This is a genomic window from Phenylobacterium sp. LjRoot225 (assembly GCF_964252855.1).
Taxonomy (GTDB): Bacteria; Pseudomonadota; Alphaproteobacteria; order Caulobacterales; family Caulobacteraceae; genus Phenylobacterium.
The window spans coordinates 1,634,861-1,649,164 of sequence record NZ_CAXUPL020000001.1; the positions used below are offsets into that span (position 1 = coordinate 1,634,861).

11 protein-coding genes are annotated in these 14,304 nt (G+C 66.8%); 3 read left to right on the forward strand and 8 right to left on the reverse strand.

The genetic code is table 11. The features are described 5' to 3' along the window. Position 1 precedes the first annotated feature (1 nt). The 8 genes from ACSQ2B_RS07750 to ACSQ2B_RS07785 form a co-directional block, all read right to left on the reverse strand. On the reverse strand, positions 2-1,153 hold the full coding sequence (locus ACSQ2B_RS07750) for a glycosyltransferase family 4 protein (RefSeq protein ID WP_436048762.1): 1,152 nt from the start codon (positions 1,151-1,153) through the stop codon (positions 2-4). A 231-nt stretch (positions 1,154-1,384) separates the two neighbouring features. Continuing rightward, complete coding sequence (locus ACSQ2B_RS07755) at positions 1,385-2,449, reverse strand: acyltransferase family protein (protein WP_436048764.1); 1,065 nt, start codon at positions 2,447-2,449, stop codon at positions 1,385-1,387. A gap of 311 nt (positions 2,450-2,760) precedes the next feature. Next, positions 2,761-4,056 carry a hypothetical protein gene (locus ACSQ2B_RS07760; RefSeq protein WP_436048766.1) on the reverse strand — a complete coding sequence of 432 codons (1,296 nt, stop codon included), beginning with the start codon at positions 4,054-4,056 and terminating at the stop codon, positions 2,761-2,763. 177 nt (positions 4,057-4,233) lie between these two features. After that, positions 4,234-6,420 (reverse strand): GumC family protein, encoded by a 2,187-nt coding sequence (locus ACSQ2B_RS07765; protein ID WP_436048767.1) that lies wholly within the window; start codon positions 6,418-6,420, stop codon positions 4,234-4,236. A 38-nt stretch (positions 6,421-6,458) separates the two neighbouring features. Then, the gene (locus ACSQ2B_RS07770) at positions 6,459-7,667 is read right to left on the reverse strand and encodes an outer membrane beta-barrel protein (protein WP_436048768.1); all 1,209 of its coding nucleotides are present in this window, start codon (positions 7,665-7,667) and stop codon (positions 6,459-6,461) included. A gap of 85 nt (positions 7,668-7,752) precedes the next feature. Beyond that, positions 7,753-8,199 carry a hypothetical protein gene (locus ACSQ2B_RS07775; protein ID WP_436048769.1) on the reverse strand — a complete coding sequence of 149 codons (447 nt, stop codon included), beginning with the start codon at positions 8,197-8,199 and terminating at the stop codon, positions 7,753-7,755. A gap of 112 nt (positions 8,200-8,311) precedes the next feature. Next, positions 8,312-8,884, reverse strand: coding sequence for a polysaccharide biosynthesis/export family protein (locus ACSQ2B_RS07780; RefSeq protein WP_436048771.1), 573 nt, complete (start codon positions 8,882-8,884; stop codon positions 8,312-8,314). Between the two features lie 114 nt (positions 8,885-8,998). Further along, positions 8,999-9,715, reverse strand: a complete 717-nt coding sequence (locus tag ACSQ2B_RS07785; RefSeq protein ID WP_436048772.1) for a transglutaminase-like cysteine peptidase — start codon at positions 9,713-9,715, stop codon at positions 8,999-9,001. Positions 9,716-9,942: 227 nt separating this feature from the next. Here ACSQ2B_RS07785 and ACSQ2B_RS07790 point away from each other — a divergent pair, with 227 nt between their 5' ends. The 3 genes from ACSQ2B_RS07790 (at position 9,943) to ACSQ2B_RS07800 (ending at position 14,218) form a co-directional block, all read left to right on the forward strand. After that, positions 9,943-11,319: a UDP-glucose dehydrogenase family protein gene (locus tag ACSQ2B_RS07790; protein WP_436048774.1), complete on the forward strand. Its 1,377-nt coding sequence runs from the start codon at positions 9,943-9,945 to the stop codon at positions 11,317-11,319. 186 nt (positions 11,320-11,505) lie between these two features. Then, positions 11,506-11,760: a hypothetical protein gene (locus ACSQ2B_RS07795; RefSeq protein ID WP_436048776.1), complete on the forward strand. Its 255-nt coding sequence runs from the start codon at positions 11,506-11,508 to the stop codon at positions 11,758-11,760. A 292-nt stretch (positions 11,761-12,052) separates the two neighbouring features. Then, on the forward strand, positions 12,053-14,218 hold the full coding sequence (locus ACSQ2B_RS07800; protein ID WP_436048777.1) for an AGE family epimerase/isomerase: 2,166 nt from the start codon (positions 12,053-12,055) through the stop codon (positions 14,216-14,218). Positions 14,219-14,304 lie beyond the last annotated feature (86 nt).

Genomic DNA, 14,304 nt, shown 5'->3' on the forward strand with positions numbered 1-14,304 from the left:
ATCATGGCCCGCAGAGCGCCGCGACGAAGGCGTCGCTGCTCGCCGTCTGTGTCAGCCGGGGAAGATGCCGCCCGCAGGCCTCGGCGTAGGCCGCCAGGCCCTCAGGGCTGAGCGCCCGCTCCATGGCGACCTTCAGAGCCTCCGCCCCCTCGAAGCTGAACCGGCTGCTCTCCGGGAGGTATTCGGTAAACACATCGATGTGCGAGGCCAGCACCGGCGCGCCGTAGGCCATCGCCTCGAGCAGGACCAGCGGCACCCCCTCGTAGCGCGCCGGCATCAGCATCAGGTCCGCCGCCGAATAGACGGCCGACGGGTTCTCTAGCCAGGGGATGAAGGTGACCAGGTCCGACAGTCCGCTGCTCTCCACCAGGGCCTTCAGATCGGCCTCCCCCTCCCCCTTGCCGATGAGGAGGAAACGCCACGCCTGCAGGCTGTCGCGCTGCGCCGCGATCATCTGCAGCAGGCGGTCCAACCCCTTGTGACGGGTCTTCAGCCGCCCCAGCACGACCGCCAGCTTCTTGTCCTGGGGGAAGTTCAGCAAGGCGCGGGCTTCGCGCTTGTCGCTTCTGCGCACCCCGGATGGGGCGATATTCTCGACCACCATGGCCTTGCGGCCGCCGGCCTTCATCACCTGGGCGGCGACGGCGCGCGAGGGCACGATGAAGCGTTCGGGAATGCGATAGTAGAAGCGCCGCAGCAGGTCCGGCGCGCCGGTGCCGGCCGCGAAGGAGCTGATCTCCCGGCAGGAATGGGCCATCGGCAGATAGGAGACCAGGCGGGCTGGGCGACGCGCCAGCGTTAGCAGGGGCGCGCCGGTGTTCTCGATGCGGCCCTGAAGAACCAGGCTGGCGGTCGGGCGGAACGCGTCATAGGTCGCGTCCACGAAGCGTCGGTAGGCGCGCCGGAACGGGGCGCGATAGAGCTCCGCCGAGATGCGCGTGAACGGAATCGGCGATCGGATGAGGCCGGGGTCGTCGAACCGCTCCAGGGCCTTGGCGAAGCCCTGATTGCAGCTGGGAAAATTCACCTGCACCGCCTCGAAGCGCTGCAGCAGCCCCGGCAGGACCTGGCAGAACATCATCTCGTGGCCGGCAAACTCCGGGTGATCCTGCCAGACCAACAGCCTGCCGCTTCGTCCATCCGCCAAGACCATCACCTCTCGTCGACTTCCCGCCTTGGTACCGAGCCCGACGGCGGCGCGCTAGAGCACGATGCGATCAGGCGGATCGCCCGATCGTTGAATCGTGGCCTAGAATCAATTGGTTGAGCGCGTTCTAAGCGCAAAACCGGTGTCCACATTTGCGCAACGCGCTCCAGGCGCGAAGCGGGATCGGCGAGCCCGTGTCGCCCGCGGACGGCGCAGCCGCCAAATCGACAATCGCGTTCAGCTTTCCGAGGGGCGCGCCACCGCGCGCCGCCCTCGGGCGACGGTCTGGGTGAGGAAGGCGCGGAGCGGCGCGTCGTAAAGCACCGCAAAGCCGTAGGCCACGAACGGAAGCACGACGACCAAGGCGAGCGGAAGGACGCCCGACAGGACGTCGAACTTCTTCACCAGCCCCCGGGTCGCCCCCACGAGCGGATCGTGGATGGCGTACAGCGGATACGACATCCCCCCCATGTATTTGACCACCTTCTCCTGCTTGCACTCCGCGACGGCGCCCAACATCACCAGGGCGGGCGACAGCAGCACGATGAAGGCCAGGTCGAAGAAGGGCCGCACAGCCGGGCTTGGACGAACTTCGAACAGCAGCACCAGCACCAGGACCAGGACGAAGGCCGGGACCTTCGGCACGTGTTTCGACCAGACCTCGTAGGTGCGGCTCAGCTGCACGCCGAGGAAGAAGGAGAAGCCGACGCGGGCGAAGCCGACCTGGAAGGTGCTCCACTCCCACCCGCCGGAGAGGGTGCCGAAGCTCAGGGCGAACACCAGCAGCATGACGGCGGACGCGCCGATGAGCAGCCAGAGCATGGGGCCTCGCAACGCGCGGAAGAAGTAGGCGAAGACGAGGTTGATGAAGATTTCGAAGAACAGCGACCACTCGGCGCTGTTCAAGGGAAATATGCTTCGGTCGTACGAGACATAGCTCGGGAGCGCGAAAAGCCCGAGCGCCGCCGAGCGCACGGTCTCGACTGCGCCATGCCCCTTGCCAAGTCCGATCACCAGCCCGAGCAGGGAGCCGACCCAGATCATCGGAAGCAGCCGCGCGAACCGCTGGATGGCGAATGCGCCCGGCGTCAGGGTGACGTCCAGCCTGCGATCGTAGGCGTGCGCCAGCACAAAGCCGCTGAGGACAAAGAACAGGTCCACGGCGAGGTAGCCGCTGACGCACCCCCACACCTCGCCGTAGGGCAGAAGCTTCTTGAAGTGGAAAACCATCACGGCGAACGCCCCGACGCCGCGGAGGATGTCGAGCGTCGCGAACTTCTGTGACTTCGAGGCTTGCCCCACCCGTACCCCCATTTACGCCGGCGACGGGGTGAGCGCCTTGCATCCACCTCGCCCCCTCGCGCCGATCTGGACGCGACCAAGATGACACCGCGCTCGCGCGCCGGTGGATGCGAGCGCGCGACGACGTCGAAGGACTGACGCGCCGTAGCCCGCCAAAATCCGGCGCGAACCTAGCATGCGGCCACGCTAGGTCACAGAGAACGCAGCTTGATGAAGGCAGGAAACACGACCCGCTCCGCCGACGTGCGCCGCGAGCCGCATGGCCCGGCGAGACTGCATCAAAAATGACCCCCAGGCGGAGAGGGCCCGGATCAGAGCTTCGTGCGCAGCTCCTGTTTTAGCTGCCCGAGCTCTTCCGGTCGAACGTGGAACAGGGTGACCAACATGGCGGTCGTCGCCATGAAGATCGGCATGGCATAGGATCCGTTCAGGATGCTGTACTGCACCAGGCAACCGAACGCCAAGGTCCGGCTCACGGTCCCTTTGAACAGGGAATAGACAAGATAGATGTAGAGCGCGATCGCAGCCGGCACGCCATACTCGGCGGAGACCTTGGTCGCCGGCCACCAGACCGTATCGGTGACTTGAGGTATGTTCCCCGCGCCGATCCCTTTCAGCGCATCGAGCCCAATCGAATTCAGATTTTCAAAATAGAGCAGCGGCTGAACGAACCGCTGGTTCGCACTGCTGCCCCCGGTGGAGAAGGTGCCCATCCGCGTGGAGACGTTGGCCATCCATCCGCTGGAGATGGCCAACGCCACAACGATCCCGGCCGCAGGAATCGCCGCCGCCAAGGCTCTTGGCCCGAGCCTGGGGATCAGAAAGGGCGCGACCCACAGGAGGAGCATGAGCCCCGTCCCGCCCATGGTGGCGATTTCGGCGCCGAGGAGGATGGCCAACGCCCAGGCCCGCCGGAAAAACAGGAACTCGACCAGAAATCCCAGGGCAATATACTGAGACAAAACAGACGTCTCTAGAAAGAATATTCCATTCGGCTTGTAATAGATCGATCCCCACTCGACCAACTGCATGTAGTTGTACGTGCGATACTGGAACGCTAACGGGATCACCTGATCCAGGTTCGGCCACGTCCAGGCTCCGAGCGTGTGCTGCAGGACCTGCTGCAAGCCGACGATGACCGCGACAAGCAGCATCGCGTTCACGAAGGTGCGCATCATCCAGAGGTATGTCGCGCTCTTCACGTAGATCTTGAAGCAAAGAAGCGCGGTGATCGCGAGGCCGACCATCAGGCTGTTCTGGGAAAACGCGTATCCCAGAAGAAACTGGCTTCCAATGACGAAGAAGGAAAAGATTCCGAACAGGACGAACCGTCCGACATCTATCCCGATCCGGAAGAATATCGCGGATCCGCCCAACATCGCCCAGGCGACAGGCAGGACCAGCTCGATGTTTCCGGGAACGGCGACCTTCTGGAGGAAGACGATCGAGGTCAGCAGGGCGATGAAGATGGCCTTCGCCAGCCAGTCTTCACGCTGGGCGGAGCCCTCGACGCTCGCATTCGTCTCCGGTGCGCGCCCACGGCTCCGCCCCCGCGGGCTCCGCTGCGACGCACGAACCGGAGGCGAGTCAGCAGCAAGCTGAGTCATTTGGCCTCGCATTAGACGCTGGGACAGCAGCACCGACTCTCTCTTAGCGCGCCGCGCCAAGGCCAGGAACCGCTGGAGACCCCATTCCGTGACGGGGCGCTCCAGATGCTCGCCTCGGCGCCCCATTGCAGGTCCAGATGAGGCGCGCGCCCCACCGTCGCCTGCGGCGGCGCGTCGTCAGCTGACGTAATACCCCTCATAGGCGCGGTGGTAGTAGGCCGGGTCTTCGGCGGAAAGCGACCCGCGCGCGGACAGGTCGACCATGTTGAGGACCACGCCGGCGATACGTGCGCCGTCCTGCTCCAGCAGATGGATCGCCGCCGCAGACGCCGCGCGCGGCGTCTTCGACCAGCGGCACAGGAAGACCACGGTGTCGGACAGCAGCGCCACGGCCCGCGCATCGGCGACCGCCAGAACCGGCGGCGTATCCAGCAGGACGTAGTCGAACCGGCCGCGTAGCTCTTCCAGCATCGCCAGGAATTTCGGCGAGCCAAGCAGGTCGGCGGGACTGAAGGACGCGGCCGAAAGCGGCAGGAGCGCGACGTTGGGCACTTCGTCGGCGATCAGCGATTGCGTCAGGGTGGCCTTGCCGGTCACGACCTCGACCAGGCCGTTGGTGACGCGCTTGCCGGTCAGGGCCGCGAGCGAACTGCGACGCAGGTCGCAGTCCACCACGGCGACGCTGTGCGACGCCAGGCCGAGCACCCGGGCGAAGGTCAGGGTGGTCACCGACTTGCCCTCGGCCGGCAGGGCCGAGGTCATGCAGATCACCTTGGGCGAGGCGACGCCGCCGTAGGCCAGGCCGCTCCGGATGGATCGGAAGGACTCGGCGAAGGCCGACATCGGCTTGGCCACCGCATAGGCCTCGGGACCTGCGCCGAACTGCTTGAGGACATGGCGAGGCACCAGCGGCACCGAGGCCAGCATCGGCAGGCCCAGCGCCGTCTCCGCATCCCGGGCGTTGATGATGCCGGGATCGAAGGCTTCCGCCAGGAAGACGGCCACCAGGCCGAGGATCACGCCGAGGACGCCGCCCAGGGTCATGAACAGCGGCTTGTTGGGGAAGCTCGGATAGGTCGGCGTGACGGCGGGCGCCAGGACCACCGCATCGGCGTTCTGGGTGCGCTGCGCCTGGGCGGCCTGTTGCTGCGCCAGATTGTACTGGTTGTAGACTTCCTGCTTGGACTGGGCCTCGCGGTCCAGCGTCGCCGCCTGAACTTCCGTGCGGCTGCTCGACGCCAGCTGGCCCTGCAGGCCCGCCAGGTGCGAGCGCATCGAAGCCACCTCGGCGCCCGTGGCCTGCGCGTCGGCGCGCAGCGAAGCGATGGCCCGCTCCATCTCCTGCTTCATCAGCGAGTCGATGCCCTCCAGCTGCTGCTGGATCTTCAGATATTCAGGGTGCTTCGGCCCATAGCGGGTGGCGATCTCGTCCCGTTCGCGCAGCAGGGCCGCGCGCTGGGCGCTCAGATTCTGGATGACCGGCGAGTTCAGCACCACGCCGGCCGCGTCGGATGCGCCGGCCGCGCGCTGGCGCATCGCCTCGTTCAGCTGCGCCTGAATGCCCGCCAGCCGGCCTTGGGCGGAGCTGAGCTGAGCGGCGATCGTGGTCGCCTGCTGTTGCAGGACCGTCCCGTTGGTGGTGTCCACCAAGCCGGTCTGGGCCCGGAAATTGGCCGCCGCCGCGCTGGCGTTGCGGGCCTCGTCGGCGAGCTTGTTCACGCCGCCTTCCAGGACCTTGGCCTGGGCGTCGGCGGATTCCATCCGCAGTTGGACGCTGGTGGCGATGTATTGCGACGCGAAGGCGTTGGCGAGCATCGTCGCCTTCTTCGGATCGGGCGACGTGTAGATGAAGTTGAGCACATAGGTCTGGCCGGCCCGGCTGACGCTCAGCCCCTTCAGGACCTTGCCGACCACGCCGTCGTACTTGCGCTTGGTCATCTTCGACTTCGCGTCGGTGGCGCTCATGCCCGCCGGAGTCGGCTGCTTGTTGAAGTCGGGATCCGCCAGCAAATTGAGCTGGTCGACGACGGCTTCCCCCACGCGCCGCGATGTGGCGACCGACATCTCGGTGTCGAGGAAGGAGCCGACCGCCGCCTCGCCGCCCTGCAGGCCGCGATTGTCCGTCGGGTCACGTCCGCCGGGCTCGACCTTGATCAGGGTCGAGGCCGAATAGGTCGGCTGCATGAGCGTGGTCGCCACCGCTCCGGCGACGGCGACCACCGCGAAAATCAGGAAGAAGAGCTTGATCCGCCTGCGGAATATGCTCAGCAGCTCGACGAGGTTGAAGGCCTGGTCGAGCCCCCGCGTCGAGGACGCAGGCCGGGAGGGCTCACGGTTTGGCACGCGTTCCACGTCAATCTTCATTACTGGCATCCCGTATCGCCCAGCCCATATTCCATGGATTAGCGCTGAAGCACGACGCCCAGGGCTGCTCGCGTTTCATCAAAATCATGAAGTTTGTTAACGCCGCTCGAATTGCGTTGAATTTGCGCAACTGAGAGATTCAGGCCGAGGCCGCGATTGACCAGATAGGTCCCGCCCACTTCATAGCGGGTGGTCCGGTTCTCGCGGTCCAGGCTCTCGTACTTCTGGTTCTCGACGCCCGCGGACGCATTGACCAGAATGTTCCGCCGCAGCTCGTGATCGACCGTCAGCGTCCCCGTCGTCAGGAAGAAGCCGCCGCCGTCGAAGTCGATCGCATCCTCGACCGACCGACGCAGGTTCAGCGTCACCGTCGTCGTGCGGGTGGGGAAATACTCAACGTTCGCCGTGGCGGCGAAGCCCCGGGTCCGGCCGACGGCCGGATCGTTGTATTTGCGCTGGACGTAGCCGAGACCGATTTCGCCGCGGCCAAGCGCCGTCAGGTCGAAGTTCGCGCCGCCGAGCACCTGCACCTGCTTCGAACCGTGGTCGGACGGCGAGGTGATGTCGTACTCGGTCTTGGTGTAGGACGTCGTGACGAAGACCGCCGAATCCGGGGTGATCGCGTACTCGCCCTTCACGTCGCCCGTGTAGAGGGTACGGTCGCGCCCGCTCACATCGACGATGCCGCCGCTGACCGAAGGGACGTTGTGGTAGTCGTACTTGCGGACGAGCAGCCCGCTGCTGAGGCGGACGCGGTTGAAGTCATGCACCCCCCGCACGTTCGCCGCATAGATGTTGATCGGCAGCGGCTTGGCGGCGGAGTCCGGCGATTGCGACGAGGACCGCTCTTCAAAGGTCTTCTGGGCGTCCAGCGAGCCGGTGATCGTATCCTGCCCGTGAACGTCGAGCCGCCCGAAGGTGTGGAAGGCCCAGCCGTCCTGATTTTCGGCCGAATGATCCAGGTAACGGCGCAGGCGAAGCGTCGCGGTGGCCCCCAGCTGATGGCGGCCCCAGTTGGAGACCGCGTTGACCGACGGCACGACGCTGAAGAAGGTGTCGGACTCGACGTCGGTCTCGCGCGCGAAGAGGTTCGACGTATAGGTCGTCTGGGTCTGCAGGCGCGGATAGAGCCTGAAGCCGCCAGCGTTGATGCCGAGCGCCTGGTAGTCCGGCCGCTCACGCTGGGTGACGGCCATGTTGCGACCGCGGTCATAGGTCTGGGCGTCAGCCGCGCCGACGATCGCCATGGCGAGTCCGGCGCCAGCTACAACAGCCCCCCCGGGCCTCTTCACGTGTCGCATCGATCCCCTCGATTTTCTGTTTAGCGGTTGATCATCGGACGTAGTCCGATCCGCCGTATGATGTCAGGTCCGGACTCACATCGCCCAGAGGCTGATTCAGAGCCGCTGTAGCCCCACCGTAACGCGACGCCAACTGACGCACGCGTTTGCGGAGCATTTCCAGGGCAATGGCGCCATTGTGTGGCAGACCCGGCGCGGCCACGGCGCGATCGATGCCGGCGATAATCACCGGCGGTTCCGCCGACGAGACGCCCAGTTCGGCCACCAGCGCGTCATAATGCTCGGCCACCTCCGCCTTCGGCGGCCGGCTGAACACCACCTGCAACAGCGCCTGTGCGAGGCTGTTCGGCGTCACTTCCACCTTGGGCGGCGAGCCCGTGGTCGCGCCGCCCGTCGTGGGCGACGCGGCGGCGGCTTCACTGCCGAAGGCCATGCTCGCCAGGACGAGCAGGCCAGCAATCCTAATCGAAGCTTTCACTCTACCACTCCTGCGGGGTGCACGCCTTCTGGCGCCGCTTGCCGCCCCGAAACGGCAAGCTTGACCGAGCAACTGCATGTTTTGGGCCAACCCGGTTTCAACTTCCGGCGGATTAGAAGAACCGTTCGGCGACGCGGATCGTGTCGCCCGGAGCGACCGGCGCGTCGGGCAGCACCCGGGCTTCCGCCTTCCCCGAGCCGTCTGACCGCTTGATGAAGATGCGCCGCTGGTCTGCCCGGTAGGTGAACCCCTTGGCGAGCGCGACCGCGTTCAGCACCGTCAGGCCAGACGTGTAGTTATATTGGCCGGGGGCGTTGACCTCGCCGTAGATGTAGAGCGGACGGAACGACAGGATCTCGACCGCCACGCTCGGGTCGCGCACGAAGCCATCCGCAAGGCGCAGCTTGATCGCAGCCTGGAGTTCGGTGGCGGTCTTGTTCTGAGCGGGAACATTCCCGATCAGCGGATAGGCCAAGGCGCCGTCGGCGTTTACGAGGAACTCGCCGGAAAGGGTCGGCTCGTTGTAAACGGTAACCTTGACCCTATCTTGAATGGCGAGCCGGTAATCCGAAACATCGAATGTCTCGGGTGGGCTGGAAGTCTGTCCCCAGCTAGGGGAATACCCGACCAACAGGCACATGACAGCAAGCAGCCAAACGAAACGTCCGGCTTTAATCCGCATCATCTGCACAACACTCCGCAGCATTCGTCCCCACCCAGGGTGTGCCATAGTTTGAAACGGCGCGCTAGGTGATGCCCTGCGACCTGTTGACGACCTGTTACGACTGTGGCTCCGGCGTCAGCCCGGCTCGGTTCCAGCCGTCGCATCGTCCGCGCGCAGCTGCGCCAGGGCCTGCTCCGGGACCGCGGCGCGATAGGGGCGGACCCAGGCGACCGAGGTCGCGTTCACCTGCCGCTCCACCCAGACATAGGTGGTGGCGGACCACAGATCGACGTAGGGCGAGCGGCTGTCGAGGACGAGATCGCCAGCCGAAGTCCGCACGACGAGAACCGCGTGCAAGCCGACGGTGGGATGGTAGGCCACGGCCAGGAACATCGCCTCGGGCGGCCAGCCGGCCTTGAGCAGCCGGTCGCGCTTGGCCAGGGCGAAGTCCTCGCAGTCGCCGCGGGCGAAGCCTCGCGTCCGCTGCGCCTGGGCGCCGGCCTCGGCCAGGGGATCGGCCCAGACCTCCGTGACGCCGTAGACGTCCTGGTCGCTGGTCGCGACGATCGCCCGGTTCACGCCGCGATTGACCGCGTCGATCAGGCTGCGCGTGGCGCGGTCGAACTCGACCACCGTCGTCGGCTGGGCCGAAGGCGCCGCCACGCACTGGATCGTCCGTTGGCAATAGTCCGCAAATCCGGTGGGCGCCGCCATGTGATCGCCCTGGGCCATGAAGGAGGACGACGGCGTCTCCGCCTGGGCGGCGGCGGCCAGCGCGCCGCTCAACGCAACCCCCGCCGCGACGCGCATCCACCAGGACCGGTGTTTCGATTTCGGACAGGCCCGCGTCATGGCGCAATCCTGGGTGGCGGATGTTGCGACACAACTAAAAAGAATGGTGACTTTCAATTCACCTTGCCGGCAACACGCCCGCCCCTTTAACAGGCGCCCCCCGCGCAGGGCGCAGGCGCAGCTCGCAGACTTGCGGAAAGCCATCTGGCGCGGCTTCTCAGTCATGGCCCGGAACCTGCAAGGTGTCCCTCGGTCCAACAGGGACCACGGATTGGAGGTCGAGCCTCATGCGCGTCACGATGATCGGTACTGGCTACGTCGGCCTGGTGAGCGGCACTTGCTTCGCCGATTTTGGCCATAACGTGACGTGCGTCGACAATGACCGCGGCAAGGTCGAGCGCCTCCGCGCCGGCGGCATCCCGATCTACGAGCCCGGCCTCGAGCTGCTCGTCGCAGAGAATGTGCAGGCCGGGCGCCTCGCCTTCACGGACGAACCCGCCGAGGCGATCGCCGGCGCCGACGCCGTCTTCATCGCCGTCGGCACCCCGTCGCGCCGAGGCGACGGTCATGCCGACCTGTCCTTCGTCTACGCAGCCGCCGAGCAGATCGCGGATCTGATCGACGGCTTCACCGTGGTCGTCACCAAGTCGACGGTGCCCGTCGGCACCGGCGACGAGATCGAGCGGATCATCCGCGCACGGCGCCCGGACGCTGACTTCGCCGTGGTGTCCAATCCCGAATTCCTTCGCGAGGGCGCCGCGATCGAGGACTTCAAACGTCCGGACCGCGTGGTGGTCGGCACGGATGACGAGCGCGCGCGTTCGATCATGACCGAGCTCTACCGTCCGCTGTACCTCAACGAGACCCCGATCGTGTTCACCGGCCGGCGCACGTCGGAGTTGATCAAGTACGCCGCGAACGCCTTCCTCGCGATGAAGATCACCTTCATCAACGAGATCGCCGACCTCTGCGAGGCGCTCGACGCCGACGTGCAGCAGGTGGCCCGCGGCATCGGCCTGGACAAGCGTATCGGCTCGAAGTTCCTGCATGCCGGGCCCGGCTACGGCGGCTCCTGTTTCCCGAAGGACACCATCGCCCTGGTCCGCACCGCGCTCGACGCCGAGTCGCCCGTGACGCTGATCGAGACCACGGTGCAGGTGAACACCGCTCGCAAGAAGGCGATGGCCGCCAAGGTGATCGCCGCCGCCGGCGGCGACGTCCAGGGCAAGCGCGTGGGCGTCCTCGGGCTCACCTTCAAGCCGAACACCGACGACATGCGCGACGCCCCCAGCCTCGACATCCTGCCGGCCCTGCAGCAGGCCGGCGCCGAGGTCTCCGCCTTCGATCCGGAAGGCCGCGAGGCGCTGCACATGCTGCCCGGCATCGCCATGTGCGCGGACGCCTATGAGGTCGCGCGCGACGCCGACGCCCTGGTGATCATCACCGAATGGGACCAGTTCCGCGCGCTCGATCTCGAGCGCCTGAAGTCGCTGATGAAGACGCCGACGATCGTCGACCTTCGGAACATCTACCAGCCGAAGGAGATGCAGGCCGCCGGCTTCCACTATGTGAGCATCGGCCGCGGCGCGCCGGACAAGGTGAAGGCGGCGGAAGGTCACGACGCCAGGGAAGCGGCGCCGGCGGCGGCGACCGCCCTTTCCTAAGGCGCAAACCGGCTGACATGACTGGGGCCGGGCGCCAGCTCGGCCCCTCTCTCAGGCCACGTGGGAGCGGAACGCTACCCGAGCAAATCGCGCGGAATGGTTGCGCTTCAGACAAGCGCCCGTCATGATCGTGGTGTTCAACACATGAACTCACACTCGATACCCTGGAGCAGCGGCAGGGCCAGGTTGCGCGACGCGCATCCGGCCATGCACGCCCCGTCGCGCAAGGACAAGATGGCCGGATCCGATGGGACAGCGCTCCTCGCGTTCACCCTTCGCGAGCTCGAAACCTGCTGGTCCTGGCGGGTCTTCGACATCGGCGGCCAGATCGTCGCCGCCGGCAAGGCGCCGACCAAGAGCGCCGCGCGAGACGCTGTCGCCGCCGCCTATGCGGCGAATGACGCGCCGGTCCCGGCTCGAGGCGTCTGCGATCTGTGGTAGGCCGGTCTCGGGCGCCTGGAAGACGGCCGCCAGTCAAAACCAAAGGCTGAGCGCCTCGTCGGTATGCACCTGTCACAAACTGATGGTCTCTCTCGCGCGGTCATATGCTCGCCATGTGTTCAGGCGCAGCCGTTCGCAACCGGCAACCGCGAGGTCGCCTTTCCGTTTCGGCGAAGCGATGGACAAGTGGGCGTTGGCGGCTCCCGTCGACCGTCGCGCTTTCATACCCTGGAGACACGCGTTGAACCTGAGACTTGCTTACGCCGCAGGGTCGTGAGAGCTGGAGAGTGAAATGGCCGTTCATCCAGTAATCATGTGCGGCGGCTCGGGAACACGCCTTTGGCCTGCCTCCTCGCCGACCCGTCCCAAGCAGTTCATCCCGCTCACGGGCGACCGCTCGACCTTCCAGGACACCATCGCGCGGGTCGAACCCCTCGCGAGGGACGGGGGCAGCCTGGTGATCGTCGCGGGGATCGCGCACGAGCAGCAGATCCGCGCCCAGATGCAGGAGCTCGGCCTCTCGGCCCAGCTGCTGCTGGAGCCTGAGCCGCGCGATTCCGGCCCCGCCATGGCGGCCGCGGCGGCGTGGATTCAGCGACGCGATCCAACCGGCGTCGCCGTCTTCGTTTCGGCCGATCACCATGTGCCCAAGCCGGAAGCGTTTCGAGCCGCCGTGGCCGAGGCGCTGCCGGCGGCCCAGGAAGGACGCCTGGTGCTGCTGGGCGTGCGCCCGACCTTCGCGGCGACCGCCTTCGGCTACATCCAGCCGTCCGCGCTGGGCGAAGGCGTCTCCGCCGTCGCCAAGTTCGTCGAAAAGCCGGACCAACCGACCGCCGAGACCTATGTCGCCCAGGGCTTCCTCTGGAACTCCGGCAATTTCGTCGTGCGGGCCGACATCTTGCTTTCGGAGCTGGACCGCTACGAGCCAGAGGTCTCCCAGAAGGTGCGCGCGGCCGTCGAAACGAGCCGCATCGACGGCGATTCGGCCGTGATCGGCCCGCTGTTCTCCCAAGCCCCGAAAATCTCCATCGACTATGCGGTGGTTGAGAAGACCCAGTTGGCCTCGGTGGTGCCGGTCAGCTTCGACTGGTCCGACCTGGGCGCCTGGGACGCGGTGTGGGCCGCCTCCGAACAGGACGCCGCCGGCAACGCCTCGATCGGCGAAAGCCTGCTCCTGGACTCCGAGGGCTGCCTGATCCGCGCAGCGCCGGGCGCCAGCGTGTCCGTGATCGGCGGCCATAACCTGGCGGTCGTCGTCGACAAGGGCGCCGTGCTGGTCTGCGATCTGAGCCAGGCCCAAAAGGTCAAGAAGGTGGCCGAGCATTGGGCCGGACGGGCCGCCCCGGGCGGTTTCAGCAGCCTCGATGAGGCGCGGAGCTGGTACCGGCGCTGGCTGCAGACCTCCGCCCTGCCCCTCTGGTGGACGTTGGGCGCGGATCACGAGCGCGGCGGTTTCTTCGAGGCGCTGGACGAGACCGGCGCGCCGGTCCGCGGCGCGCGCCGCGCGCGCGTGCAGACGCGGCAGGCCTTCTGCTACCTCGCGGCCGGGCGGATGGGCTGGACCGGCCCCTGGCGCCAGGCCGCTTCACACGGTCTGGACTATTTCCTCGCCCGCTACCGTCGCCCTGACGGCCTGTTCTGCCGCAGCGTCGGCGACGACGGCGAGGTGATCGACGGCGACGCCCGGATTTACGACCAGGCCTTCGCCCTGCTCGCCTTCGCGACCGCGCACAGCATGGGCGTCTCGGCCGGCGACCTGGAAGGCGAGGCGCGGAGCCTGCGCAGCGCGCTGGATCGCCTGCGGCATCCGGCCGGCGGCTTCCGCGAAAACGGCGATGAGCCGTTCCAGGCCAATGCGCTGATGCACCTGCTCGAGGCGACCATGGCCTGGGTCGAGGCGAAGGGGGACCCCGAATGGGCCAAGCTCGCCCACGAGCTGGTGGCCCTCGCCCTGCGCAGCCTGATCGATCCCAAGGATGGGGCGATCCGCGAGATCTTCGACGCCGATTGGAACCCCTTGTCGGCCGCCGCCGGACAACGTCTGGAGCCCGGACACCAGTTCGAATGGGCCTGGCTGCTGACGCAATATGGCCGTCTGTTCGGCGACAGCGCGACAGCGCCGGTCGCCCAACGGCTGTACGAGGCCGGCGTGCGCGGGATCGACGCCCGCCGCAAGGTCGCCCTCAACGCGCTTAATCCGGAAGGCGGCGTGCTCGACGACGCCGCGCGACTCTGGCCGCAGACGGAGTTTCTGCGCGCCGCCCTGGTCTTCGACGCCGACGGCGCCAAAGGTCACGCCCTGCAGGCCGCCGGCGCCCTCGCCCGCTACCTCGAGACGCCGATCAAGGGCGCCTGGACCGACCTGATGCTGCCGAGCGGGGCGATGGTCCGGCAGCCGGCGCCCGCCAGCTCCTTCTACCATATCGTCGGCGCCTGCTCGCAGCTGCTGGGCGACTAGAGGCTTTCGGGTCAGATGACGCCATCTGACCCGAACAGGCCCCGCCGGGCTCCAGACTCAAAAGTCTGAGCGCGTTCCGAGCGCGA